Here is a 24523-nt window from a genome sequence, read left to right as displayed (position 1 = left end):
ATCAACCGGGAACGGATGAGACGCTTACCGTGCCTGGTGAGCATCCCACAGAGGCATGGACCGTGCCAGGCCTTTGCCGGCGTGACGCTGCGCGCGCCGCGTGTTTGATTGATTTACTCTCTGCTGCCGGATGTCGGCAGAAGTTTCTGCCTGCGCCGAGCGGGCCGGAAGCAGATCATTCTCGCGCGAAACCGGCAACGGGCTCCCGTCGCGACGCGGACGGGTTCACGCAGCCGGCCCCGCGGCTCGATCTTCCTGTCACCGGCCAGCGGACGGCGCGTAGCGCGGGGGCGGCACGAACGGATGCAAACGTTCGAGTTCGGCCGCGAAAGCGAGCGTCGTCCTGTCTTCGAGATGCGGCCCGATCACCTGGATGCCGATCGGCAGATGGCCGTCATAGCCGATCGGGACCGCCGTCGCCGGCAGGGACGGCAGCGTCGCCAGCCCGGCCCAGAACAGCTGGTCGTTGTAGTCGACCGCGTGTCCGTTGATCTGGAGGACGCGCTCCTCCCGCGGCCGCGCCTCGTCGATCGGGAAGGCGGCGCAGACCGTGACGGGGGCGAGGAGCACGTCGTAGCGCTCGAAGAAGGTGGCCCAATCCCGCTTCAGCGCGGCCCGGCGCTCCTCGGCCAGGATCCAGTCGCGGTGGCGCTGCGCATGCGCCTGCGCCATCCGCGCCACGTAGGGCGTCGCGTTCGTGCCCGGCTCCGTGAGGCGCAGGACGGCTTCCTCGAACACCGCCTGCGGGAGGCGGGCCGACGCCGATCCGCGCAGCAGCTGGAGATAGGTCGCATGATGCGCGGCGTGATCGTCGAAGGGGAGCGCGTCGGCCGTGACCCGGGCGCCCAGGCCCGCGAGGCGCTCGGCCAGGGCCCGGATCGCGGCCCGGACCGGCTCGTCCACCTCGGCGACGGGCGAGTCGGTCACGTAGGCCACCCGGAACGCGGCGAGGCGCGTCGCCCGCGGTGCCGGGAGGTCCAGGCGCCAGGCCTTGGCGGCCGGCCCCGCCGGTCCCGCGAGGACATCGAGCGCGCAGGTGAGGTCGGCCACCGTCCGGGCGAGCGGCCCGCTCACCACGAGATCGTTGTCGAGGAGGCTGGCCCCGCGCTCGTTGCCGGAGACGGGTACGAGGCCGGGGGTCGGCTTGTGGCCGTAGACCCCGCAGAAATGGGCTGGGAAGCGGATCGAGCCGCCGGCGTCGCTCCCGAGTTCGAGGGGCACGAGCCCCGCGGCCAGAGCCGCGCTCGAGCCGCCGGACGAGCCGCCCGGGGTGCGGTCGAGATCCCAGGGATTGCGCGTCGTGCCGTAGATCGCGTTGTAGCTTTGCCAGTCGAGGGCGTTGATCGGCACATTGGTCTTGCCGAAGATGATCGCGCCGGCCGCACGCAGCCGCTCGACGATGACGGCGCTGTGCGTCGGGACCGCCTCCGCCAGGGCGGGATCGCCGTAGGTGGTCGGCCAGCCGGCGACGTTGTTGGTCTCCTTCACGGTCATCGGCAGCCCGTGCAGCGGCCCCCAATCCTCGCCGCGGGCCAAAGCCGCGTCGGCTCGGTCGGCTTGGTCCCGCGCGGCCGGAAGGTCGGTGTAGACGATCGCGTTGATCTCGGGATCGAGCCGCGCGACGCGCTCGAGCTGGAACTCGAGCAGCGCGCGCGCCGTGAATTCCCGCGCCTTCAGGCGCCGCACCAGTTCGGTGGCCGACGCGAAGGCGAGCGCCTCCGGCAGCTTTGCATCCGGGCTCATGCGCGCTCTCCCCGCGTCGATGGATCCGGCGCCCGTTCCCAGAACACGATCCGCCTCTGGGCGAAGCGCACGAGCGCGCTTCCCGCGATGCCGAACCCGGCGAGCAGCAGGACGCCCGCGAACATGGTGGCGACGTTCATGTTCACCGTCGCGGAACCGATCAGGTAGCCGACCCCCTTCTCGGCGGCGACGAACTCGCCGACGATCGCGCCGATCAGCGCCAGCACGATCCCGATCTCCAGGCCCGCGCAGATCGCCCCCGCGGCGGCCGGGAGCTTCACGTGCAGGAAGATCCACCAAGCCGGCCGGGAGAACGACCGGGCCATGTCGATGAGCTCGGGGTCGGTCCGGCGGATGCCCGCGATCGTGTTCACGAGGAGCGGGAAGAAGCAGATCAGCGCGACCAGCACGACCTTGGAGGCGAGCCCGAATCCGAACCAGACGAGGATCAGCGGCGCCAGCGCGACCTTCGGCATCGCCTGGATCGCCACGATGTAGGGGAAGACGAAGCGCTCGAAGGTCCGGCTCTCGGCCACCAGGACGCCGATCGCGACAGCCGCGACCGAGCCGATGCCGTAGCCCAGGAGCGTCGAGGTCAGGGTGAACTGGATGTGCGGCCCGTACTCGCCGCTGACGAGCCCGGTCCACAGGGCCCGGCCGACCGAGAGCGGATCCGGCAGGAGGTAGCTCGGCAGCCCGCCCGGTCCGGTGGCGTAGGCCCAGGCGGCCAGCACCAGGGCCAGCGTGATCAGGGGCGGAACGACGTTGCGCAGGAGCGTCATGCGGCGCGGGCTCCGGGCCGGGCGGCCTCGTCGAACAGCCGGCGCAGTTCGAGCGCGAGGGTCCCGAACTGCGCGCCGCTCAGCGTCTCGAGGGTGCGCGGTCGCGGCAGCAGCACCGGCATGTCGGCGAGGATGCGGCCCGGCCGCCCCGCGAGCACGACGACCCGGTCGGCCAGGAACAGCGCCTCGGGAATCGAGTGGGTGACGAACAACGCCGTGCGGCGCTCCTCCATCCAGAGGCGCTGCAGCTCCAGGGACAGGTGCTCCCGAGTCATCGCATCGAGGGCCGAGAAGGGTTCGTCGAGCAGCAGGAGGCGCGGATCGTGCAGCAGCATCCGCGCCAGCCCGACCCGCTGCGCCATGCCGCCGGAGAGCTGGCCCGGATAGAGCGTCACGCTGTCGGAGAGGCCGACGGTCGCCAGCAACGCGTCGGCACGCGCGCGCTCACCCTTGGATGCGGTGCGCGCGAAGCCGGCCGGTAGCAGGACGTTGTCGCGCACATTCCGCCACGGCAGGAGCATCGGCTTCTGGAACACCATGCCGACATCGCGGCGCGGGCCGGTCACCGGCGTGCCGTCGATCCGGATGGTCCCACCCTGTGGCCCAATCAGGCCGGACAGGAGCTTCAGCACCGTCGACTTGCCGCCACCCGACGGCCCGAGGATCGCGACGAAGGCCCCCTCCTCCACCGACAGCGACAGGTTCTCGAGGACGGGGGTGCCGACCGACCCGCCATAAGCGAAGCGAACGGCCTCGAGGCGGACATGGTCGGAATTGGGCACCGCCGTCATTGCAGCGCGCGCGCCTGCGCCTCGAGGGCCGCGCGGTCGAACCGTGCGAAGCCCGGCACGAGGGCGTTCGAGAAATAGGCGTGCAGGGGCAGGTCGGCCGTCGCGAACTCGCCGTAGCGATGCATCTCGCGGACATAGGCGGCGATGATCGTGAGGTCGAAGGCGCCCGGCACGCGGGCGGCCCCTGCCTCGTCCCGCATCACCGGCTCGATCCACCGCCTGAGCAGCCGGGCGCTCGAATCCAGGGCCTTGTCGCGCTCCGCCTGCGGCGCCACGGACGGATTCTTGCGCCAGAACGCCGCGATGCAGGCTTTCGGGTTCAGGTCGCAGACGACGAGCGCCTTGGTCCAGGCCCGTCCGAAGCGCTCGAGAAGCGCGGGGTTCTGCTCCAGCGTCGATCGGTGCGCGAGGAAGCCGTTGACGACCATGCGCCGGAAGACGGGCGGATAGTCCAGCCGGCGCGCCGGAATGCCCTGGTCCTCCATGATGTCGATCCAGGAGCTGTTGAAGTTGAGCGCCTGGACCCGATCCTCACGGAGCGCGTGGAAGCCGGCCCCGAGCACCCCGGCCGCCACGATGCTGACATCCCGTCCGGGCTCCAGGCCGACCGAGCGCATCAGGGCGCGCGTCTGGGGAATCGTGCCCCAGGTCAGGGCCCCGACGCCAATCCGCTTGCCCTTCAGGTCGGCGAGGCTGCGGATGTCGGAATCGGCCCGGACGGCGAGTTCGAGCGTGTTGCGGGGGCCGGCATTGTAGAAATAGGCAACCGGCAGCGGCGGCTCGCCGGCCTTGTGGGCGGCAAGCAGGGTCTCGGGCAGCGGCAGGGCGATCGTGATGGTCTTCTGCAGCAGCTGCGGCAGCAACGCGCCGGCCCCGGGAAGAACGACATACGTGACGTCCAGGTCTTCTTGCTTGAAGAATCCGAGTTCCTCGGCGATCGCCTGAACGCTGCCGTCGGTGACCGTCGGCGGTATGGCAAGGCCGACCTTGACGCTGTCGAGGGCACGAGCCGGCGCCGCGAGGCAGAGATTCAGGGCGGCCGCCGCGACAGCGGCTCGGAGCAGCGGCGGGGCACCGAGGCGCGTCCAAGATCGCGATGTCAAAATCCCATATACCTGGCTGACCGTCGAGTCCGGCCGGTATATACGAAATACAATTTCGCTGAGGAGGAAATCGCTTACATTTTCAGCTGCTTTGATAGCTTGTTCGTCCAATTTTTAGACGATCAATGCCGTATCCGTTCTCGATGTCGGACACAGCGCGGCTTGCGGCCGCCGAGGCGCACCAACTGAACGCCGGTGGTCTTCGCCGCCAGGCCGTGTTGGAACAGGCAAGGGCTTCGCCTCGAGCCATCCATGATGGCGAGGATGATGGCCAAGCGGCCGGCCGTCTGGGCCGCCCATGCGCCCGACAGAGCGTCCATGTCCACCGCGCTTATGCCGCTCCGGCACTGTGGCGCGGGTCGACCGACCGCGGAAATTTTGGAACAGAATCGACCCGTGCGGACTCTATAGCCCCGACTGAATCTTGCATGCAGAGCCGGGCGATGTCTGAGGATTGCACAGACCAGCTACACAGGGCCGCCCTCAAAACCGGACAGGTCTATTTTGGCGAGACCCTGGAACGTTGCGATTGCCTGGTATGGGATCGCAACAAATCCGGTGCAACGATCGAAGTCGCTTCAGATCTGATCTTGCCAAGAGATGTGCGACTGATCTCGGCAGCCCTGCGCGTCGACCAGCCCTGCACGGTCGCTTGGCAGGATGGCCGCAAGATTGGTCTCGTGTACGCGCGTTGAGTGCCGCGCTCACCCATTCCACACCTCCGGCAGCCCGCCGAAAAGTTCCGCGTTCCGGGGAGTCCGAGAGCGGAGGTGAGGCGCTCGAGGCGCGCTTTACGGTCGCGGACCAGCGCGAAGGCGCCATTCGGATGGTGATGGCGCACTGATCGCGGGTCGCCCTTTATCCACGCGGCGAGGCCCTGACCCGGCTGCGACGTTTGTCGGGAGGCGCGTTCATCATGCCGCTCCCGCGCGTCTCGCATGTGCGCTGGCGCATGCCGGGCGATCGTCACCACAACCAGATACGAACCAGCAATGATGCTGGAGGCGGTCATGAGACGATCAGGCAACGTGGTGTGGCTTCACGAGCTGCGTGCGCCGATCCGGACTGTGGCCAGGAACCAGCCGAAGCGCGGCCTCGCCGACCTGTTCGTGGTCGGTGGGCTCCTGGCCGGTCTGGCCTTCACCGCCCAGAAGCTCGTGCTCGCGTTGAGCATGGGGTGAGAGCGCCAGATGCCGCCGTTCCTTCGCCGTTCGCCGGTGCGGGGGCGTACGCGCCGACCCCATCCATCCCGACAGGAGATCGACGAGATCGAGCTCGCTCTCGCCGCTGCCTTTGCCACAACTCTGGCGACCCCGGCCTTCGCTCAGGTCGTCATCGAAACTCCAACCAGCACGACCGTCATCGTGCCACCCGGCGCCCCGGGCGTCGTGACCCGCCAGCCCGGGTCGACCGGCGATGCGGCCGCGGCGACCGCCTCGCCGACGGGTCGCGCCGCAGACAGCATCGCAACGGACCGCGCGGCGGCCGGCAACGAGGGGCAGCCCTCTCGCGTCGGCTCGACGGGCAGCGGTGGCTCGAAGTGATCCGCAGGGCGCAGCTTTGGAACGTGCCTTGCCGGCGCGGCTTCTCGTTCGTTCCTGAGACCACGCAAAGCCTTGGCCCGCCCGGTCCGCCCGGTGCGGGCTTTTTCATTCACGAGGGCGCGGAGATCTCTGATCGCGGCGTTCAGTACCCGACGTTGCGGATGCCGCTAACGCCACGACCCACAACGGTCTCGATCACCTGCTTGGTCGATGGACTGATACCACCATCGCCGCGCAGACGGCGCCCGTCCGCTCGTTCCAGCCGGGCGACGTCGTCGGAGCAACGATCCAGCGCGTCGTGGACCCGGGATGACAGGGGCGTACCTCGTTGCGCGGCGGAGCCACCCATCTCGAACCGCAGACAGGAAGCCAGGTATCCTTTCAGGTCGTCGAAGGCGGCCGCTTGGGCGCTCGACGTGAGAATTACGAACACCAACGCGGATCGGGCGAGCATCGGGCGCTCCGAGCGAGATCGAACTGTGCAGCCAACGCGCGAGCCAGCCATCGGTGGCCGCGCGTTGCGCTTATTCCTGGTTCGGCGCGCTCTGGAAGCGGGGATCCCGCATCAGGGTCGCGTTGGGTATGGGCTTGCCCACGCCGGTGGGATTGGACGCTTCCCCGTCGCGTGAGCCGATCGGGGCGGAGCCGAGCAGATGACGTCACCGGCAGGCTTGGTGACGCGTTCGTCGCGATTTGCGACGAGCGCTCGTCTCCTGGAGCCGGATACCGATCCGGGCGGCGACGCGTCTAACCAACTTTAGCCCGAATTTTTCGCGGAACAGCCACAGGGACCAGCAGGGATCTGTGCCCGATGTCGACATTACCCAGCACTGCAGCGGTGAAAAGCCCGGGCGAATCCTATCTGCATGTGCTGCACGCCCTGATGCTGCGCGACATGCGCACGCGCTTCGGAGCCTCACTGTGGGGCTATGGCGTCGTCGTGCTCTGGCCCTGCGTGCACGTGTTCATGCTGATCGCGATCTACACGTTCCAGAAGCTGCCCGCCCCTCTGGGTGACGACCGCGCGCTGTTCTTCGCCTCGGGCGCAGTCCCGGTGTTGGTTTTCCAATACATCTCACGCGAAGTCATGAAGGCGGTCATCTCCAACCGCCCGCTGACCTATTATCCGCAAGTTAAGCTGTTCGACGTTATTTTTGCGCGAATTCTGGTCGAGATCGTGACGGGTTTTCTGGCTCTCATCGTCATCATTGCCGTTCTTGTCAGCATTGGTGCCAATCCAGTGCCGGCCGATCCGTTCGTGGCAATGTGCGCCTATCTGTCGGCAATCCTTCTCGGCATCGGCATCGGAACCATCAACGTCGCCATCATCGGCTTTTTTCCAGGCTGGTTGCTGGGATATGCTCTCTTGAGTATTATTCTGTATATATCCAGCGGGGTCATGTTTCTTCCGAGCTATATGCCTGATAAAATATACAGCTGGATGAAATATAACCCGGTGCTTCAGCTGGCAGAATGGATGCGCTCTGCATATTATCATTACGCCAGGATTGAAATAGACTATCTCTATGTGCTCATGTTTGCCCTGGTGTCGGTATCGATTGGTCTTTATCTTGTTAAGCACGTTGTTGCCAAGATGAGCGGCTGATCGGGAACGGCAGGCGCCGGCTCCTCGGCCGCGCGCCGCCTCTCCGTGGCGCTCAGCAGGACGTGGCGTGAGAACGGACACGCCTCCGCTCCTTCGCCTCCGGCACGGCGCGCTCGCCACACGCCACCAACGCCGCGATCTCGTCGAGCGGCCGCGTCACGCGGATCGTTCGACCCGCGGCCGCAATGAACGTCGCGTTGCGCATCAGGTCCGTGTCGCTGGGCGCCTGAACGCTCGTCACGCCCGTCCGGCGGCGGCAGCCGTCACCGTCCTGCACCGGGAAAACATTCCCGACCCGCTGAGCCGCCGCCGTGGCCCTCCGCCGCCTCGCTGGTAAACGCTGGTCTACGCGCCCTGGAGGCTCTCGGCGAAGTCGTCCGGGATCTCGCCCCACTGGCCGAGGATCGTGACGCCTTCCAGCTCGCCCGTCTCGTCGTCGGCCACCACCTTCAGCGCCGCCGCGCCGGGCATCCGCTTGGCCAGGTTCTCGGCCTTCTTCACGGCCCCGCTCTCGGTCTGCGCCGGCTCCTGCCGGGCCGGCCGCAGCCGCTTCCGGTAGATCTCGAACGGCTGCACCACAAACGCCGTCTTCATCGCCATCGTCGTCTCTCGCTCACCCCGGTCGGCCCTCGGTTCGCCGCCAGCCGCCTGCACCGTCTAAGATCAGGCCACGCCTGGCATGTTCGAGCCGAGTTCACATCCATGCAGCGCCACGGGAGAAACCGCCCGCCTGCAGAGTGAACCGAACCGGCACATCGGATTTGTTCTGTGCCCGTTCTAGCATGGCCGAGCGCAGGGTGCACCTCAACCGGATCGACGCGCTGCTGATCCGATGCCGCGACGCGGTTCTCGTGCTGACAGCCGCGGCGCGACGCGAAAGCCCGTCTCGTTGGGGCGATCCGTGATCGGATGGCTGTCCGAATGCCGACCTTCCGCTTTAGGATTTTCGCCCCCGGCCCTCACCTCTTAACCGGCTGCGCCCGCAGGATCGCGGTCCGGACCCTGCTTCGCTCCCAGGCTGGCTTGTCGGTCTTCTGCGCCTCGACCGGCCGCTCGTTGGTGCAGCGCGGATCAACCAGGTCGAGCGTTCAGCCCTTCGCGAGCGGCTACTTTTTGGTCGCCGGATCCGCCGGCGCTGCGTCGGCCGCGGCGTCGATCGCCTGACCGGTGACCGCCTTCGTCTTGACGAGGTCGGGGCGGCCGGGGTGGTGGCCGTTCGGGACTGTGCCGACTTCTGTGCGCCGGGCGAACACCGTCCGGTCCGGTACGTCCGTTATGTCCGGAAGCTGTGAGCTTGGTCGTCCTTGGGAAATTTGGCTGGGGCGCCAGGATTCGAACCTGGGAATGGCGGTACCAAAAACCGCTGCCTTACCACTTGGCGACGCCCCAAGGTGGGCGGTCGCTGTCTAGACGCCGGTGGCGCGTGTGGCAAGCGCTCAGATCGCGGGCGCGGAGCCGTTCCAGCCCTGCGCCCGAAGACCGTCTCAGGCGCGCTCGGGCGCGCCGTCGACGCGGCGCGGCAGGCCAAGGGGGTTGGCGGCCTGGAGCGCGGCCGGCAGCAGGGCGTCCGGAACGTCCTGATAGCTCACCGGCCGCAGGAACCGGTCGATCGCGAGGCTGCCCACGGAGGTCGTGCGCCCGTCCGAGGTCGCCGGGTACGGTCCGCCATGCACCATGGCATGCGCCACCTCGACGCCGGTCCCGAAGCCATCGACCAGGATGCGGCCGACCCGCCGCTCCAGGAGCGGAAGCAGATCGCGCGCCGCCGCGTGGTCCGCGGAGGCGAGGTGCAGCGAGGCCGTCAGCTGACCTTCGAGACGCTCCAGCACCGCCCGCATCGCCGCGAAGTCCGGACAGCGAACGACCAGGGCGGAAGCCCCGAACATCTCCTCCTGCAACGCGGGATCCGCCAGGAAGGCATCCGAGTCGGTGGCGAACAGGGTCGCCCGTCCCTGCGTCGCCGCACCCTCCGGCCCCTCGGCCAGGAGGGTGACGGCACCGTGGCCCGCGACCCGGGCGACGCCCTCGCGGTAGGCGCGCTGGATACCCGGCGTCAGCATGGTCGCGGCCGGGCTCTCCCGAAGTGCCGCCGCGGCCGCGTCCAGGAACGCGTCCAGGCCCGGCCCGGGCAACGCCAGGATCAGGCCGGGATTGGTGCAGAACTGGCCGGCCCCCAGGGTGAGCGAGGCCGCGAAGGCCTGGCCGATCGCCGCACCGCGCTCGTCCAGCGCGGCCGGGAACAGCAGCACCGGGTTGATGCTGCTCATCTCGGCGTAGACCGGGATCGGTGTCGGGCGCCCGGCCGCGATCGCCATCAGGGCCGTGCCGCCGCGGCGCGAGCCGGTGAACCCCACGGCCGCAATCCGGGGATCGGCGACCAGCGCCTGGCCGATGGACTGACCGGCATCGAACAGGAGCGAGAAGGTCCCCTCGGGCAGGCCGCAGGATGCGACCGCCTTCTGCACGGCGCGGCCGACGAGTTCCGAGGTACCGGGATGGGCCGGATGGGCCTTGACGACGACCGGGCAGCCGGCCGCCAGGGCCGAGGCGGTGTCGCCGCCCGCCACCGAGAAGGCGAGCGGAAAATTCGACGCCCCGAACACCGCCACAGGCCCCACCGCGATGCGGCGCAGGCGCAGGTCCGGCCGCGGCAGCGGCTTGCGCTCCGGCAGCGCCGGGTCGATGCGCGCCGCGACGTAGCTGCCGTCGCGCACCACGCTGGCGAAGAGGCGCAACTGGCCGACGGTCCGGGCGCGCTCGCCCTCGATCCGCGGGCGGGGGAGCCCGGTCTCGGCCATGCAGCGGGTGACGAGATCGTCGCCGATCTCCAGGATGTTCGCGGCGATCGCCTCAAGGAAGCCGGCCCGGACTTCCGGATCGGTCTCGCGATAGGCGTCGAAGGCGGCCTCCGCCAGCGCGCAGGCCCGGTCGAGGTCGGCGAGGCTCGCGCCCGGGAAATCGGGCTCCATCGGTTCGCCGCTGGCGGCCTCCACCGCCCGGAACGCCGCCTCGCGGCCGCGCCGGGCCTCGGTCCCGATCAGGTTCTCGCCGCGCACGGTCATGAGCTGCTCCTCTTCAGAAGGGTGCGACCGCGCCGCACCGGGACGGCCATGGCGGAGCCCGTCAGCCCCGCTGCGCCGCGAACGCCTTCTCGCGGATCGCCGCGAGGGTCATGGTCGGGGTCAGCGCCTCGGGATCGACGAGGCAGTGGATCATCGCCGGTAGGCCGGAAGCGAGGCTGCGCTCGAAAGCGGGGGCGAACTCTTCGGTCCGCTCGACCCGCTCGCCGTGGCCGCCGCAGGCGCGGGCGAGTGCCGCGAAGTCGGGATTGCGCAACTCGGTGGCCGAGACCCGGCCCGGATACTCGCGCTCCTGGTGCATCCGGATCGTGCCGTACATGCCGTTGTCGAGGACGACCACCACGACGGCGATACCGTACTGAACGGCGGTGGCGAATTCCTGCACCGTCATCATCACGTCGCCGTCGCCCGCCAGCGCCACGACGATCCGCTCCGGCGCGCTGCGCTTGGCCATCACGGCGGCCGGCAGCCCGTAGCCCATCGAGCCCGATGTCGGCGCGAGCTGCGTCCCGAAGGCGCGGAACCGGTAGTAACGGTGGACCCAGGTCGCGAAGTTGCCGGCGCCGTTGCAGATCACCGCGTCCGGCGGCAGCCGTTCGCGCAGCCACGTGATCGCCTGCCCGTACTGGAAGGCGCCCGGCTTCGGTTCCGGGGTCTCCGACCATGCGCGATAGGAAGCATGGGCCTCGGCGGCGCGTCCCTGACCGGTCGCCGCGAAGTCCGGCAGCGCCGCGCAGAAGGTGTCCGGTGTCGCCTCGATGGCCAGGGCGGGCTGGTAGACCCGGCCGAGTTCCGCCGCGTCGGGATAGACATGGACCAGCGGCAGGCCGGGATCGGGGATTCCGAGCAGGCCGTAGGATTGCGCGGGCATCTCGGAGAGGCGTCCGCCCACCATCAGCAGCAGGTCGGCCTCCTTGATCCGGGCCAGAAGGGCCGGGTTCGGCCCGATGCCGAGCTCGCCCGCGAAATTCGGGTGATCGGCGGGACAAAGCTGCGCCCGCCGGAATGAGACCGCGACCGGGATGTCGTGACGCTCAGCCCAGGCCGCGAACGCCGTGACGGCGCCCGCGGTCCAGCGCGAGCCGCCGAGGAGCGCCACCGGCCGCCGCGCTTCCGCCAGCATCGTCCGTAGGCGCTGGGCGTCGCCCGGGGACGGGGCGGGCTCGGTCGGGACGACACGCGGCGCGTCGGTCGCGGCCACGACATCGTCGAGCATGTCCTCCGGCAGGGCGATCACCACCGGCCCCGGGCGGCCCTGGAGGGCAACCCGGAACGCCCGGGCGAGGATCTCCGGGATGCGCGCCGCGTCATCGATCTCCACGGCCCACTTGGCGACGCCGCCGTACATCTGCCGGTAGTCGATCTCCTGGAACGCCTCGCGGTCCCGCATCCGCCGGGCGATCTGGCCGACGAACAGGATCATCGGCGTCGAATCCTGGCGGGCGATATGGACGCCCGCCGAAGCGTTGGTGGCGCCCGGCCCGCGCGTGACGAAGCAGATGCCGGGACGGCCGGTGAGTTTGCCGGCAGCCTCCGCCATGATCGCCGCGCCGCCCTCCTGCCGGCAGACCAGGACGTCGATGCCGCTGTCCCGCAGGGCGTCCAGAACCGCCAGGTAGCTCTCGCCGGGCACGCAGGTCACGCGCTCGACGCGTTGCGCGAGAAGCTGGTCGACGAGCACCTGCGCGCCGGTGCGTGAGGGCAATCCGCTCAAGCTGTTCCTCCCTGGCAATCAGGCCGCGCCCGAAGCCTCTTGCGAGATCATGCCGCCCGCCGCTTCGCTGAGATACATCTGATATCCCAGTGCGGATTGTGAGCATCCCGATGGACTTGAGCCTGTCAGACGAGCGGCCTGCGGTCGAGGGCGCGGCGGGTCATTTGCTCGAGAAAGTCGAACAGCCGGCCGATCCCGGCAAGCGCCGTCTCGCGATCGCGGGCCGTCACGCCCGCGGCGATGGCGACGTGCAGGCCGGCGCAATCGAGGAAGCTGGCGGTCGGCTCGTGCGTGTACCAGAACCGCCTGGACTGGGCATGGAGAGCCGTCATGGTGCTGGCGAGGGTGGTGTTGTAGGCCGCCCCGACCAAGGTCTCGTGCATAGACCGCTTGGTCCGGAAATAGACCTCGCGGTCCCGCGCTTCGGCAGCCACCAGCAGGTCGGCAACGCAGGCCCGCAACCGCGCCATGTCGTCGTCCGAGCCGCGCGCGATCACACAGCGCGCCACGGTCTCGTCCAGGGGGCGGCGGACCTCGAGAAGCTCGAGATGCTTGATGATGTCGACCTGCGTGACGAGCACGCCGCGCCGCGGGTGAACCTCGACGAAGCCGATCGATTTCAGACGCGCCAGCGCCTCGCGGACCGGCGTGCGCCCGAGCGCCAGTTCCGCGCCGAGTTCGCCCTCCGAGACCATCGCGCCCGGGGTCAGGCGGCGGCTGATGATCATCTGCTCGATGGCGTCGTACGCGGTCTCGGCCAGCGAGCGCGGCCTCTGCGCCTCCGCCGGCATCGCGCTCGCACCACCCGCAAATCCCGATCCGGCCAAGGGCTTCCCCGTCGATGTCAGACCGTGCCTGTCGCAATCTGCGTCGATTGACAATGACGCGGCGCGCCATGTTACTCAAGGTCTGGGATATCAGTCCGTGCGCAGCGCGGACGGGAGCCAAGGCCGGGGCAAGCGACGCGTGATTGGCACCGTTCGCCGGCGTCGAGACCGAGGCCCGGGAGGAGAAGCGGATGGCCGGGTTGTCCCCTGAGACGCGCGCCAAGCTGAAGACCGTCGGCACGGCGACGCTGATGACCGCCCTGTTCAAGCGGGGCTTCCGGAACCAGATGATCCAAGGCGTGCAGCCGCTGAAGCCCGGCGGCGGCACGATGGTCGGCGAGGCCTTCACCCTGCGCTACATCCCGGCCCGCGAGGACCTGAACCCGATCACGGTGTTCCGGGACCGCGCCCACCCGCAGCGCAAGGCGGTGGAGGAATGCCCGCCCGGCGCCGTGATGGTGATCGACAGCCGGAAGGATGCGCGGGCGGCCTCCGCCGGCTCGATCCTGGCCACGCGGCTGATGGTGCGGGGTTGCGCGGGGCTCGTCACCGATGGCGGCTTCCGCGATGCCGACGAGATCGCCCAGCTCGAGATGCCGAGCTACCACGTGCGGCCTTCCGCGCCGACAAACCTCACCCTCCATCAGGCCATCGACATCAACGTGCCGATCGGCTGCGGCGATGCCCCCGTCTTCCCCGGCGACGTGATCGTGGGCGACGGCGACGGCGTGGCGGTGATCCCGGCCCACCTCGCCGACGCGATCGCCGACGAGGCCGTCGAGATGACCGCCTACGAGGATTTCGTGACCGAGGAGGTACGCAAGGGCCGCACAATCCTCGGCCTCTATCCTGCGACCGACGAACAGAGCCTGACCGACTTCGCCGCCTGGCGGAAGCGGACCGGACGCTGAGCGGGCCGCTTCCGCCCGCTCCGGGTGCGGTCGCCGATCGGTGCCGGGCCGTGACGTCACGGTTTCGGCTCGGAGGGCGCCATGGCGGCGGGCATTCCCACGGTTACGGCAGCGCCGGAGATCGAGCGGCGCACGATCGCCAAGGTGTCGTGGCGTCTCCTGCCGCTGATCGTCCTGATCTACTTCGTCGCCTACATGGACCGGACCAATGTGGGCTTCGCCTCGTTCGGCCTGAACCGGGATTTCGGGTTCTCCGCCACGGTCTACGGCTGGGCGGCCGGCATCTTCTTCCTCGGCTACGTCATCTTCGAAGTGCCGAGCAACGTCCTCCTGGAGCGGGCCGGGGCGCGGCTCTGGATCGCCCGGATCATGGTCACCTGGGGTCTGGTCGCGGGCAGCATGGCCTTCATCACCGGCCCGGCGAGCTTCCTTGCACTGCGCTTCCTGCTCGGCGTCGCCGAAGCCGGCTTCTTCCCCGGTATGATCCTCTACTTCACCTACTGGTTTCCGCAGCGGTACCGGGCCCGGGTGGTGGCCGCCCTGTTCCTGGCCGTGCCGGGCTCGAATGCCCTCACCGCGGTGATCTCGGGGGCGATCCTGCAGCTCGACGGAACAGGGGGGCTGCACGGCTGGCAGTGGCTGTTCATCCTCGAGGCCCTGCCCTCGATCCTGCTGGCCTTTGCGGTCCTGGCGCTGATGACGGACCGGCCGGCCCAGGCGACCTGGCTGAATGCGGAGGACCGTGCCTGGCTGGCGGAGACGCTGGCGGCGGAGCGTACGTGGACACTCCGGACCCACGGGTCTTTCACGCTCCGGCAGGTCCTCACCGACCGGCGGGTGCTCGCTCTCGGGGCGATCTACTTCAACATCGGCACCGCCACCTACGGCATCACCTTCTTCCTGCCGCCGATCCTGAAGAGCCTGCATCTCACCGACTGGGAGACCGGCGTGGCCACGGCGGTGCCCTACGTCGTCGGGACCGTCGGCATGATCGCCTGGAGCTGGTCGTCGGACCGGCGCGACGAGCGGCGCTGGCACTTCGTGATCGCCGCGCTGGTCGCCGCCCTGGGCCTCATCGCCGCCGGTCCGATGCTGGGCAGCCTCTGGGCGCTGACCGCAATGTCGGTGGCGACGATCGGGCTCTACGGGAGCAAGCCCGCCTTCTGGGCGATGCCGGGGGAATTCCTTTCGGGGCCGGCGGCGGCCGGCGGGATCGCCCTGATCAACGCGATCGGCAATCTCGGCGGTTTCGTCGGTCCCTACGTCCTGGGCTGGCTGAAGGATTACACCGGCACCTACGAGGCCGGACTTTACTTTTTGGCGGCTTGTGCCGTCGCGTCCGGAGCCATCACATGGGTCTCGGTCCGGCCCGGCAGGATGTCGGCGGATCGGCGGTTCGACGCGGAGGGCGCAGTCCAGCCGGGCCGCCCGAATCTGTGAGACCGGAGACAGAGCGATGACCGCGCGCAAGAAGACCCTGGGCGACCTGCGCAGCCAGCGCTGGTTCGGCGCCACCGACCTGCGCAGCTTCGGCCACCGCTCCCGCATGCTGCAGATGGGCTACGAGCGGGCGGATTTCACCGGCAAGCCGATCGTCGGCATCATCAACACCTGGAGCGACATCAACCCCTGCCACCTGCATTTCCGCGAGCGGGTGGAGCAGGTGAAGCGCGGTGTTTGGCAGGCGGGAGGCTTCCCGATCGAGCTGCCGGCGCTGTCGCTGTCCGAGAACTTCGTCAAGCCGACCACGATGCTCTACCGCAACCTCCTGGCCATGGAGGTGGAGGAGCTGCTGCGCCAGCATCCGGTGGACGGCGCGGTGCTGATGGGCGGCTGCGACAAGACCACGCCCGGCACCGTGATGGGCGGGATCTCCATGAACCTGCCGATGATCTTCCTCCCGGCCGGACCGATGATGCGCGGGCATTCCGGCGGCACGATCCTCGGCTCGGGCTCCGACGTCTGGAAGTACTGGGCCGAGAAGGAAGCCGGGAATATCACCACACAGGAATGGAACGACATGGAGGCGGGCATCGCCCGCTCGGCCGGCACCTGCATGACCATGGGCACCGCCTCGACCATGACGTCGATCACCGAGGCGCTGGGGCTGTCGCTGCCCGGCTCGGCCTCGATCCCGGCGGCCGATGCCGACCATCCGCGCATGGCCGGCGCCTGCGGCCGGCGGATCGTCGAGATGATCTGGGAGGACCTGAAACCCTCCGACATCCTCGACCGTCGGTCGATCGACAACGCGCTGGTCGTCCACAACGCTTTGGCCGGCTCGACCAACGCCATGATCCACCTCGTGGCCATGGCCGGGCGCGCCGGCATCCCGGTCAAGCTCACCGAGTTCGATGACTTCGCCCAGAAGGTGCCGGTAATCGCCAATCTCCGTCCCTCGGGGCAGTGGCTGATGGAGGATTTCCACATCGCGGGCGGTATCCGCGCGCTGATGGTGCGGCTCGCCCCGCTCCTCCACCTCGACGCCCGCTCGGTCACCGGCGCCACGATCGGCGACGGACTCGCCGGCATGAAGGTGTTCAACGACGACGTGATCCGGCCGCTCGACCGGCCGATCGTGTCCATGGGCGGGACCGCGATCCTGTACGGCAACCTCGCCCCCGACGGCTGCGTGATCAAGCCGCCGGCCGCCGACCCGCGCTTCCTGAACCATACCGGGCCCGCGCTGGTCTTCGACAGCTACGACGCGATGAACGCCGCGGTGAACGACCTCACCCTCGACGTCACCCCCGACCACGTGATGATCCTGCGCAATGCCGGCCCGATCGGCGGTCCCGGCATGCCCGAATGGGGCATGCTGCCGATCCCCAAGGTCCTGCTCCGGCAGGGCGTGCGCGACATGGTCCGCATCTCGGACGCGCGGATGAGCGGCACGAGCTACGGCGCCTGCATCCTGCACGTGGCGCCGGAATCGGCCGCGGGCGGCCCCCTCGCGGCAGTGCGCGACGGCGACCTGATCACGGTGGACGTGCCCGGGCGGCGGATCCACCTGCACCTCGACGAGGCCGAGATCGTCGCGCGGGTGAAGGCTTTCGTGCCGCCGGACCGGGCCTATCCGCGGGGTTACAACCGCCTGTTCGCCCAGCACGTGCGCCAAGCGCATGAGGGGTGCGATTTCGACTTTCTGGAGGGCGCCGGGGGGATCCCGGAACCCGAGATTCACTGACCGGCCCGAGCCGTCGGCAACAGGCGGCGGGCCACATCACAGGGAGGTACCATGGTCATGATCGCACGCAGGGGGCTGCTCGCCGGGGCGGCCCTCGTGGGCGCCGCGCGGGCGGCCGGAGCCGGCTGGGAGCCGTCTACGCGGGTGCCGGATCCGTCCGTCGAGATCCTCGATCCGGCCTTCGCAAAGTACCGGCTCGCCTCGGCGACGGTGGAGCGGGTCGCCACCGGCTTCCGCTGGGCGGAGGGGCCGGTCTGGTTCGGCGACATGGGATCGCTGCTGTTCAGCGACGTTGTCAACGACCGGATCATGAAGTGGGAAGAGGCTTCGGGCAGGCTCTCGGTGTTCCGCAAGCCGTCGAACTACGCGAACGGCAACACCCGCGACCGACAGGGCCGCCTGATCACCTGCCAGCACCGGACCCGCAGCGTGACCCGGACCGAGTACGACGGCAGCCTCACCACGCTGATGGACCGATTCGACGGCAAGCCGCTGAACTCGCCCAACGACGTGGTCTGCCATTCCGACGGCGCGGTCTGGTTCACCGATCCGGCCTTCGGGCCGAACCCGCACGAGTCGATGGCCGCGCCGGAGCTGCCCGGCAACGTCTACCGGATCGACCCGAAGACGGGACAGGCGAGCGTTGCCGTGGAAGGCGTGGCGGGTCCGAACGGGCTCTGCTTCTCGCCGGACGAGTCCAAGCTCTACGTCATCGAGGCCCGGGCGAAGCCCAACCGGCTGATCCGCGTCTACGACGTGGTCGAGAACGGCACCAAGACCGCGAACGGCCGCGTGTTCTACGATGCCGGCACCGGCACGCCGGACGGGTTCCGGGTCGATGTCGACGGCAACCTCTGGTGCGGCTGGGGGATGAGCGAGGCCGAGGACGGGGTCATCGTGCTCTCGCCGCAGGCCAAGCTGATCGGTCGGATCCGCCTGCCGGAGCGCTGCGCCAACCTGTGCTTCGGGGGTATCAACCGCAACCTGCTGCTGATGACCGCCTCGCACGCGGTCTATTCACTCTACGTGAACACGCGGGGTGCGGGGACCTGCTGAGATCGGACGGGCGGCTCGGGCCGCCCGGCCGTCCTTGCGAGCGGGGCGAAGCGATCCGAGGGCGCCACGCCGACCGGTGCCGCGCCGCCCTGGCTCGCTTCGCTGTGCTCGCGATGACGGCGGTGTCCCGCCCCTACTCCGCGGCCTGCGCCAGATACCGCGCCGGGTCGTAGTTGAGGATCGGCCCGAGCCAGCGCTCGACCTCGCGGACATCCATGCCCTTGCGGACGGCGTAATCCTCGACCTGATCGCGCTCCACCTTGGCGACGCCGAAATAATGCGCGTCCGGGTGGGCGATGTAGATCCCCGACACCGACGAGCCCGGCCACATGGCATAGGATTCGGTGAGCTTCACGCCGATCCGGCTCTCGGCCTTCAGCAGGTCGAACAAAGTCGTCTTCTCGGTGTGGTCGGGCTGGGCCGGGTAGCCCGGGGCCGGGCGGATCCCGGCGTAATCCTCCTTCATCAGCTCCTCGGGGGCGTAGGTCTCCGCAGCCGCGTAGCCCCAGAACTCCCGGCGCACCCGCTCGTGCATGCGCTCGGCAAAGGCCTCGGCGATGCGGTCGGCGAGCGCCTTCACCAGGATCGCCCGGTAATCGTCGTTGGCCCGCTCGAACCGCTCGGCGATGCGCACCTCCTCAAGGCCGGCCGTCACCACGAAGCCGCCGATGTAGTCGGCGATGCCGGTCTCGGCCGGCGCCACGAAGTCCGACAGGCAGGTGTTGGCGCGCCCGTCGCGCTTCGAGAGCTGCTGGCGCAGGCCGTGGAAGGTGGCGAGCCGCTCCGACCGGCTCTCGCCGGTGAAGAGCGCGATGTCGTCGCCGACGCTGTTGGCCGGCCAGAAGCCGATCACCGCCTTCGGGTTGAACCAGCGCTCCGCCACGATCTGCTTCAGCATCTCCTGCGCGTCCTCGTAGAGGGCGCGGGCGGCAGCGCCCTGCTCGGGGTCGTCCAGGATCGCCGGGAAGCGGCCCTTGAACTCGTAGGTCTGCAGGAACGGCGTCCAGTCGATGTAGGGGACGAGGTCGGCGACCTCGTAGGAGCCGTAGACCCGGGCGCCGGTGAAGGTCGGCTTGGCCGGCTTGTAGCCCGACCAGTCGATCTTGAACGGATTGGCGCGGGCCTTGGCCAGCGGCAGCCGCTGCTTGTCGACCTCCGAGCGCTTGTGGGCGTCGGCGACCTTGGCGTACTCGGCCCGCACCTTCTCGATCGTGGGCCCGCGGGTCTCCTTCGAGATCAGGCTCGAGACCACACCGACCGCCCGGCTCGCGTCGGTGACGTAGACCGCCTGCCCCTTGGCGTAGGCCGGGTGGATCTTCACCGCTGTGTGGACCCGGCTGGTGGTGGCGCCGCCGATCAGCAGGGGGACGTCGAGCCCCTCGCGCTCCATCTCGCCCGCGACATGGACCATCTCGTCCAGCGACGGGGTGATCAGGCCGGACAGGCCGACGATGTCGACCTGCTCGCGCTTGGCGGTCTCCAGGATCTTGGCGGCCGGCACCATCACGCCGAGATCGATGATCTCGTAGTTGTTGCAGGCCAGCACGACGCCGACGATGTTCTTGCCGATATCGTGGACGTCGCCCTTCACGGTGGCCATCAGCACCTTGCCGGCAGCCTGCCGCTTGCCGTCGCCGCCATTGGCCAGTTTCTCGGCCTCCATGTAGGGCTCGAGATAGGCAACCGCCTGCTTCATCACGCGGGCGGACTTGACCACCTGCGGCAGGAACATCTTGCCCGCGCCGAACAGGTCGCCGACCACGTTCATGCCGGCCATCAGCGGCCCTTCGATGACGTGGAGCGGGCGCTCGACGCCCTGGCGGGCCTCCTCGGTATCGGCCACGATATACTCGGTGATGCCGTTGACCAGCGCGTGCTCGATGCGCTTGGCCACCGGGGCCTCGCGCCAGGACAGGTCGGCGGTCTTGGCCTGGGCCGAGGCCCCGGTCTTGAACCGCTCGGCGGCCTCCAGCAGGCGCTCGGTGGAATCGTCGCGCCGGTTGAGGACGACGTCCTCGCACAGCTCGCGCAGCTCCGCTGGGATCTCGTCGTAGACGGCGAGCTGGCCGGCATTGACGATGCCCATATCCATGCCGGCCTGGATGCAGTGGAACAGGAACACCGCGTGCATCGCCTCGCGCACGGGCTCGTTGCCGCGGAACGCGAAGCTCAGGTTCGAGACGCCGCCCGAGATGTGGGCATGCGGCAGGGTCTCGCGGATCGTGCGGGTCGCCTCGATGAAGGCAACGCCGTAGCCGTTATGCTCCTCGATACCCGTGGCGACGGCAAAGATGTTCGGATCGAAGATGATGTCCTCGGGCGGGAAGCCGACCTGCTCGGTCAGGATCCGGTAGGCCTTCGTGCAGATCTCGACCTTGCGCTCGTAGGAATCCGCCTGACCCTGCTCGTCGAAGGCCATCACCACCACGGCAGCCCCGTAGGAGCGGCAGACCTTGGCGGCCTCGATGAACTTCTCCTCGCCCTCCTTCATGGAGATCGAGTTCACGATCGGCTTGCCCTGGATGCACTTCAGGCCCGCCTCGATCACCTCGAACTTCGAGGAATCGACCATCACCGGCACCCGGGCGATGTCGGGCTCGGCCGCGACGAGGTTCAGGAACTCGACCATCGCCTTCTGCGAGTCGAGCAGGCCCTCGTCCATGTTGACGTCGATCACCTGGGCGCCGGCCGCGACCTGATCGCGAGCGACGTCCAGCGCCGCCGCGTAGTCGCCGTTGGTGATGAGCTTGCGGAACTTGGCCGAGCCGGTGACGTTCGTGCGCTCGCCGACGTTCACGAAGGGGATTTCCGGCGTGAGCACGAAGGGCTCGAGGCCCGAGAGCCGCATCAGGCGCGGCACCTCGGGGATCGGCCGCGGCGCCTTGCCGGCGACCGCCTCCGCGATGGCGCGGATATGGTCCGGTGTGGTGCCGCAGCAGCCGCCGACCATGTTGACGAGGCCGGATTCGGCGAACTCGCCGACCAGCTTGCCCATCGCCTCCGGGCTCTCGTCGTAGAGGCCGAATTCGTTGGGCAGGCCGGCATTCGGGTAGGCGCAGACCAGGGTGTCGCAGATCCGCGACAGCTCGGCGATGTGGCCGCGCATCTCGCGGGCGCCGAGCGCGCAGTTGAGGCCGAAGGTCAGCGGCTCGGAATGGCGCAGGGAATGCCAGAAGGCCGCCGGCGTCTGGCCCGACAGGGTGCGGCCCGAGAGATCCGTGATCGTGCCGGAGATCTGAATCGGCAGCCGGATGCCGGTCTCGTCGAAGACCTGCCACGCCGCCGCCACCGCCGCTTTGGCGTTGAGCGTATCGAAGATCGTCTCGATCAGGATCAACTCGGCGCCGCCGTCGATCAGGCCGCGGATCTGCTCGACATAGGCTTGCTTGACCTGATCGAAGGTGACCGCCCGGAAGCCCGGATCGTTCACGTCCGGCGAGATCGACAGGGTGCGGTTCGTCGGGCCGATGGCGCCGGCCACGAAGCGGCGGCGGCCGTCCTTCTCTTCGGCGAGCTTGGCGGCCTCGCGGGCGAGCCGCGCGCCCTGGGCGTTCAGCTCGTGGATGATCGATTCCATGCCGTAATCGGCCTGGGCGATGGTGGTGCCCGAGAAGGTGTTGGTCTCGCAGACGTCGGCGCCGGCCAGGAAGTAGTCGAGATGGATCTGCCGGATCGCGTCGGGCTGCGTCAGGATCAGCAGGTCGTTGTTGCCCTTCTGATCGTGGCCGTGCTCCTTGAACCGATCGCCGCGGAAATCCTCTTCCGAGTACTTGAGCCGCTGGATCACCGTGCCCATCGCCCCGTCGAGGACGAGGATCTTTTCCGCCGCACGCTGGCGCAGGGCCTGGGCGATCTCGGTGCCGTCGACGGGGGCAAAAGCGGTCATCATGCGTCCTGTCAGATCACCTCATCCTGAGGTGCCGGAGCGAAGCGGAGGCCTCGCAGGAGGCCTCCAGATATCTCGGTCTTCCCTGGAGCCCACCTTCGAGGCCGCTCGCGCGGCACCTCAGGAGGGTGAAAACCTTCGTACTACCAGACGCTTCCGTGCCGTGGGCGCGGAAGCGTCCCCGTCTCTGCGAGCGGAGCGAAGCAGTCCAGCCGCGCCACGCTCACGGAATGTGCGCTGCCCTGGGTCGCTTCGCTGCGCTCGCGAGGACGGATCGGGGGCCTCTGGCGCGGTCTCGAGAATCAAGCCGCGGCCTTCGCGGCTGCCAGCTTCGGCGCCTGCGCGCGCAGGCCGAGCAGGTGGCAGATCGCGTAGACCAGATCCGAGCGATTCATCGAGTAGAAGTGGAAGTCGTTGACGCCCTCGTCCACGAGGTCGAGCACCTGCTCGGCCGCCACGGCGCCGGCCACGAGCCGGCGGGTCTCGACGTCGTTCTCCAGCCCCTCGAACCGGGCGGCCAGCCAGTACGGCACCGAGGCGCCGGTGCGGCGGGCGAAGTTCGCCGCCTGCTTGAAGTTCTGCACCGGCAGGATGCCCGGGATGATCGGGATCGTGATCCCGGCGGCCCGGACCTTGTCCAGGTAGCGCAGGTAGATCTCGTTCTCGAAGAAGAACTGGGTGATCGCCTGGTCGGCCCCGGCATCGACCTTCGCCTTCAGGGCGTCGATGTCGGCGTCGAGCGAGGCCGCCTCGGGGTGCTTCTCCGGGTAGGCTGAGACCGAGACCTTGAAGTCGCCGATCCGCTTGATCCCCTCGACCAGCTCGGCGGTCGAAGCGTAGCCCTCGGGATGCGGCCGGTAGGCGTGGCCCACGCCCTCGGCCGGGTCGCCGCGCAGCGCCACGATGTGGCGCACGCCCGCATCCCAGTAGGATTGGACCACCGCGTCGATCTCCTCGCGGCTCGCGTCCACGCAGGTGAGGTGGGCGGCCGGCTTGAGGCTGGTCTCGCGGACCATCCGGGCCACCGTGTTGTGGGTGCGCTCGCGGGTCGAGCCGCCGGCCCCGTAGGTCACCGAGACGAAGCTCGGCTGCAGCGGCGCGAGGCGCTCGATCGAGGCCCACAGGATCTTCTCCATCTCGTCGGTCTTCGGCGGGAAGAACTCGATCGAGACGCGGATCGGGTGGTAGCCGTCGCGGCTGGCGCGTTGAGTGGAGCGGCGCATCGGAGTCTCGTCCTCTATGTCGGTCGGTTCAGACGAAGTCTGCGGAAGTCAGTGTCTCAGGCGACGGCGCGCTGAGGCTGTTCTGTGTCGATGTCGGCCAGCCCGTCCTGAGCCAGCCAGAGGGTCACGGTGAGCTGGCCCGCTTCGCGCGGTGCCAGATCGCGGGTCGCGACCGTGTCGAGGCCGGTCTCCGTGAGCCAGCCGGAAACCTGATCGGCGGAGAAGCCGAGCCGGCGATGGGCCTGGGTCGTGCGCAGGAACTCCAGCTCGTGCGGCGCAAAATCCACCACCAGGAGGCGGCCTCCCGGCGCCACGAGCCGCGCGGCGCCGCGCAGCGCCCGGGCCGGGTCATCCAAATAATGCAGCACCTGATGCACCACCACGAGGTCGAAGCTCGCCCGGGCGAAGGGCGGCGCGTGAATGTCGCCCTGTCGGAGGTCGACCCGCGTCAGGCCCTGTCGTTCCAGATTGGCCCGGGCGACCGACAGCATCGCATGGCTCGAATCAAGCCCGGTGGCGCGGCCTGCGAGCGGCGCGAGCAGGCCGAGCATCCGGCCGGTGCCGGTGCCCAGATCGATCAGGCTGCCGATCGGGCGGTCGCCCAGCGCGTCGAGGACCGCCGCCTCGACGGTCGCCTCGGGCACGTGCAGGGAGCGCAACTCGTCCCATTTGGGTGCCAGCCGCGCGAAGAAGGTCTGCGCGGTCTCGGCACGCTGCGCCCGGACGGCGTCGAGCCGGGCGTGATCCTCCGACAGAGGCGGCGCCGTGCGGTCGAGTCCCGACAGGAGCGGATCGGCCAGCCCGGCGCGGGCACCGGACAACCGGAAGAACGCCCAGGCGCCTTCACGGTGGCGCTCGACGAGCCCGGCTTCCACCAGAAGCTTGAGGTGGCGCGAAATCCGCGGCTGCGACTGGCCGAGGATGTCGGTGAGATCCGAGACCGAAAGCTCCCCTTCGGCGAGCAGCGCCAGGATGCGCAGGCGCGTCTCCTCGGCCGCCGCCCGGAGAACGCCGAGCACCTCCGGAAATGGGATCGAACCCGCCTCTTGCCTGCGTTCGAAAGACATAAA

At 69.0% G+C, this 24523-nt stretch carries 21 protein-coding genes and 1 tRNA gene; 8 read left to right on the top strand and 14 right to left on the bottom strand.

Annotated elements, in window-relative coordinates; genetic code table 11:
• Positions 1–258: 258 nt before the first annotated feature.
• The 4 genes from JOE48_RS26645 to JOE48_RS26630 are packed head-to-tail and all read right to left on the bottom strand — an operon-like array spanning position 259 to position 4419.
• Positions 259–1743, bottom strand: coding sequence for an amidase (locus tag JOE48_RS26645; RefSeq protein WP_210034293.1), 1485 nt, complete (start codon positions 1741–1743; stop codon positions 259–261).
• Entirely contained in the window at positions 1740–2525 is a 786-nt protein-coding gene (locus JOE48_RS26640; protein ID WP_210034292.1) for an ABC transporter permease, read from the bottom strand. The genes JOE48_RS26645 and JOE48_RS26640 overlap by 4 nt, the downstream gene beginning before the upstream one ends.
• Complete coding sequence (locus tag JOE48_RS26635) at positions 2522–3316, bottom strand: ABC transporter ATP-binding protein (protein ID WP_210034290.1); 795 nt, start codon at positions 3314–3316, stop codon at positions 2522–2524. The genes JOE48_RS26640 and JOE48_RS26635 overlap by 4 nt, the downstream gene beginning before the upstream one ends.
• On the bottom strand, positions 3313–4419 hold the full coding sequence (locus tag JOE48_RS26630; protein ID WP_210034288.1) for an ABC transporter substrate-binding protein: 1107 nt from the start codon (positions 4417–4419) through the stop codon (positions 3313–3315). Before JOE48_RS26630 ends, JOE48_RS26635 begins: the two co-directional genes overlap by 4 nt.
• 443 nt (positions 4420–4862) lie before the next feature.
• Here JOE48_RS26630 and JOE48_RS26625 point away from each other — a divergent pair, with 443 nt between their 5' ends.
• The 3 genes from JOE48_RS26625 to JOE48_RS26615 all read left to right on the top strand — a co-directional run bounded on the left by JOE48_RS26625 (position 4863) and on the right by JOE48_RS26615 (position 5963).
• A complete protein-coding gene (locus JOE48_RS26625) occupies positions 4863–5114 on the top strand; it encodes a hypothetical protein (RefSeq protein WP_210034282.1) in 252 nt (83 codons plus the stop codon).
• 315 nt (positions 5115–5429) lie between these two features.
• Positions 5430–5600 carry a hypothetical protein gene (locus tag JOE48_RS26620; RefSeq protein WP_210034280.1) on the top strand — a complete coding sequence of 57 codons (171 nt, stop codon included), beginning with the start codon at positions 5430–5432 and terminating at the stop codon, positions 5598–5600.
• Positions 5601–5609: 9 nt separating this feature from the next.
• Positions 5610–5963 carry a hypothetical protein gene (locus JOE48_RS26615; protein ID WP_245252967.1) on the top strand — a complete coding sequence of 118 codons (354 nt, stop codon included), beginning with the start codon at positions 5610–5612 and terminating at the stop codon, positions 5961–5963.
• Positions 5964–6105: 142 nt separating this feature from the next.
• Here the strand turns inward: JOE48_RS26615 and JOE48_RS26610 are convergent, their stop codons facing one another.
• Positions 6106–6417 (bottom strand): hypothetical protein, encoded by a 312-nt coding sequence (locus tag JOE48_RS26610; protein ID WP_210034278.1) that lies wholly within the window; start codon positions 6415–6417, stop codon positions 6106–6108.
• 357 nt (positions 6418–6774) lie between these two features.
• Between JOE48_RS26610 and JOE48_RS26605 the strand changes: the two genes are divergently transcribed.
• The gene (locus JOE48_RS26605) at positions 6775–7569 is read left to right on the top strand and encodes an ABC transporter permease (RefSeq protein WP_210034276.1); all 795 of its coding nucleotides are present in this window, start codon (positions 6775–6777) and stop codon (positions 7567–7569) included.
• 345 nt (positions 7570–7914) lie between these two features.
• Here the strand turns inward: JOE48_RS26605 and JOE48_RS26600 are convergent, their stop codons facing one another.
• From JOE48_RS26600 to JOE48_RS26575, 6 genes are all read right to left on the bottom strand, one after another.
• Entirely contained in the window at positions 7915–8169 is a 255-nt protein-coding gene (locus tag JOE48_RS26600; protein WP_210034274.1) for a hypothetical protein, read from the bottom strand.
• Between the two features lie 506 nt (positions 8170–8675).
• The gene (locus tag JOE48_RS30555) at positions 8676–8822 is read right to left on the bottom strand and encodes a hypothetical protein (RefSeq protein ID WP_245252966.1); all 147 of its coding nucleotides are present in this window, start codon (positions 8820–8822) and stop codon (positions 8676–8678) included.
• Positions 8823–8883: 61 nt separating this feature from the next.
• Positions 8884–8958, bottom strand: a tRNA-Gln gene (locus JOE48_RS26590).
• A gap of 95 nt (positions 8959–9053) precedes the next feature.
• Positions 9054–10631 (bottom strand): aldehyde dehydrogenase (NADP(+)), encoded by a 1578-nt coding sequence (locus tag JOE48_RS26585; protein WP_210034273.1) that lies wholly within the window; start codon positions 10629–10631, stop codon positions 9054–9056.
• Positions 10632–10692: 61 nt separating this feature from the next.
• Complete coding sequence (locus JOE48_RS26580; RefSeq protein WP_210034272.1) at positions 10693–12363, bottom strand: thiamine pyrophosphate-binding protein; 1671 nt, start codon at positions 12361–12363, stop codon at positions 10693–10695.
• Between the two features lie 125 nt (positions 12364–12488).
• Positions 12489–13154: a GntR family transcriptional regulator gene (locus JOE48_RS26575; protein WP_210034271.1), complete on the bottom strand. Its 666-nt coding sequence runs from the start codon at positions 13152–13154 to the stop codon at positions 12489–12491.
• Between the two features lie 227 nt (positions 13155–13381).
• On the opposite strand from JOE48_RS26575, the gene JOE48_RS26570 reads away from it, so the two are divergent.
• From JOE48_RS26570 to JOE48_RS26555, 4 genes are all read left to right on the top strand, one after another.
• A complete protein-coding gene (locus JOE48_RS26570; protein WP_210036071.1) occupies positions 13382–14101 on the top strand; it encodes a ribonuclease activity regulator RraA in 720 nt (239 codons plus the stop codon).
• Positions 14102–14182: 81 nt separating this feature from the next.
• Entirely contained in the window at positions 14183–15541 is a 1359-nt protein-coding gene (locus tag JOE48_RS26565; protein ID WP_210034270.1) for an MFS transporter, read from the top strand.
• A 16-nt stretch (positions 15542–15557) separates the two neighbouring features.
• Complete coding sequence (araD, locus tag JOE48_RS26560) at positions 15558–17288, top strand: L-arabinonate dehydratase (RefSeq protein WP_210034269.1); 1731 nt, start codon at positions 15558–15560, stop codon at positions 17286–17288.
• A 51-nt stretch (positions 17289–17339) separates the two neighbouring features.
• Complete coding sequence (locus tag JOE48_RS26555) at positions 17340–18344, top strand: SMP-30/gluconolactonase/LRE family protein (protein ID WP_245252965.1); 1005 nt, start codon at positions 17340–17342, stop codon at positions 18342–18344.
• Between the two features lie 133 nt (positions 18345–18477).
• Here the strand turns inward: JOE48_RS26555 and metH are convergent, their stop codons facing one another.
• The 3 genes from metH to JOE48_RS26540 all read right to left on the bottom strand — a co-directional run bounded on the left by metH (position 18478) and on the right by JOE48_RS26540 (position 24520).
• Positions 18478–22230, bottom strand: a complete 3753-nt coding sequence (gene metH / locus JOE48_RS26550; protein WP_210036068.1) for a methionine synthase — start codon at positions 22228–22230, stop codon at positions 18478–18480.
• 302 nt (positions 22231–22532) lie between these two features.
• On the bottom strand, positions 22533–23453 hold the full coding sequence (gene metF, locus JOE48_RS26545; protein ID WP_210034268.1) for a methylenetetrahydrofolate reductase [NAD(P)H]: 921 nt from the start codon (positions 23451–23453) through the stop codon (positions 22533–22535).
• A gap of 56 nt (positions 23454–23509) precedes the next feature.
• Entirely contained in the window at positions 23510–24520 is a 1011-nt protein-coding gene (locus tag JOE48_RS26540; RefSeq protein WP_210034267.1) for an ArsR/SmtB family transcription factor, read from the bottom strand.
• Positions 24521–24523: the final 3 nt, after the last annotated feature.

The organism is Methylobacterium sp. PvR107, from assembly GCF_017833295.1.
Taxonomy (GTDB): domain Bacteria; phylum Pseudomonadota; class Alphaproteobacteria; order Rhizobiales; family Beijerinckiaceae; genus Methylobacterium.
Note: the sequence above shows the minus strand (reverse complement) of the source record. Positions and strands in the feature narration are given on the sequence as shown.

Bases quoted from the DNA above. Each gene is read 5' to 3' on its own strand.
- JOE48_RS26540 (WP_210034267.1), bottom strand. From the start codon at position 24,520: ATGTCTTTCGAACGCAGGCAAGAGGCGGGTTCGATCCCATTTCCGGAG.
- JOE48_RS26605 (WP_210034276.1), top strand. From the start codon at position 6,775: ATGTCGACATTACCCAGCACTGCAGCGGTGAAAAGCCCGGGCGAATCC.
- JOE48_RS26575 (WP_210034271.1), bottom strand. From the start codon at position 13,154: ATGCCGGCGGAGGCGCAGAGGCCGCGCTCGCTGGCCGAGACCGCGTAC.
- JOE48_RS26555 (WP_245252965.1), top strand. From the start codon at position 17,340: ATGGTCATGATCGCACGCAGGGGGCTGCTCGCCGGGGCGGCCCTCGTG.
- JOE48_RS26625 (WP_210034282.1), top strand. From the start codon at position 4,863: ATGTCTGAGGATTGCACAGACCAGCTACACAGGGCCGCCCTCAAAACC.
- JOE48_RS26600 (WP_210034274.1), bottom strand. From the start codon at position 8,169: ATGGCGATGAAGACGGCGTTTGTGGTGCAGCCGTTCGAGATCTACCGG.
- JOE48_RS26610 (WP_210034278.1), bottom strand. From the start codon at position 6,417: ATGCTCGCCCGATCCGCGTTGGTGTTCGTAATTCTCACGTCGAGCGCC.
- metF (WP_210034268.1), bottom strand. From the start codon at position 23,453: ATGCGCCGCTCCACTCAACGCGCCAGCCGCGACGGCTACCACCCGATC.
- JOE48_RS26620 (WP_210034280.1), top strand. From the start codon at position 5,430: ATGAGACGATCAGGCAACGTGGTGTGGCTTCACGAGCTGCGTGCGCCG.
- JOE48_RS26585 (WP_210034273.1), bottom strand. From the start codon at position 10,631: ATGACCGTGCGCGGCGAGAACCTGATCGGGACCGAGGCCCGGCGCGGC.
- JOE48_RS26640 (WP_210034292.1), bottom strand. From the start codon at position 2,525: ATGACGCTCCTGCGCAACGTCGTTCCGCCCCTGATCACGCTGGCCCTG.
- JOE48_RS26635 (WP_210034290.1), bottom strand. From the start codon at position 3,316: ATGACGGCGGTGCCCAATTCCGACCATGTCCGCCTCGAGGCCGTTCGC.
- JOE48_RS26645 (WP_210034293.1), bottom strand. From the start codon at position 1,743: ATGAGCCCGGATGCAAAGCTGCCGGAGGCGCTCGCCTTCGCGTCGGCC.
- araD (WP_210034269.1), top strand. From the start codon at position 15,558: ATGACCGCGCGCAAGAAGACCCTGGGCGACCTGCGCAGCCAGCGCTGG.
- metH (WP_210036068.1), bottom strand. From the start codon at position 22,230: ATGACCGCTTTTGCCCCCGTCGACGGCACCGAGATCGCCCAGGCCCTG.
- JOE48_RS26615 (WP_245252967.1), top strand. From the start codon at position 5,610: ATGCCGCCGTTCCTTCGCCGTTCGCCGGTGCGGGGGCGTACGCGCCGA.
- JOE48_RS26570 (WP_210036071.1), top strand. From the start codon at position 13,382: ATGGCCGGGTTGTCCCCTGAGACGCGCGCCAAGCTGAAGACCGTCGGC.
- JOE48_RS26565 (WP_210034270.1), top strand. From the start codon at position 14,183: ATGGCGGCGGGCATTCCCACGGTTACGGCAGCGCCGGAGATCGAGCGG.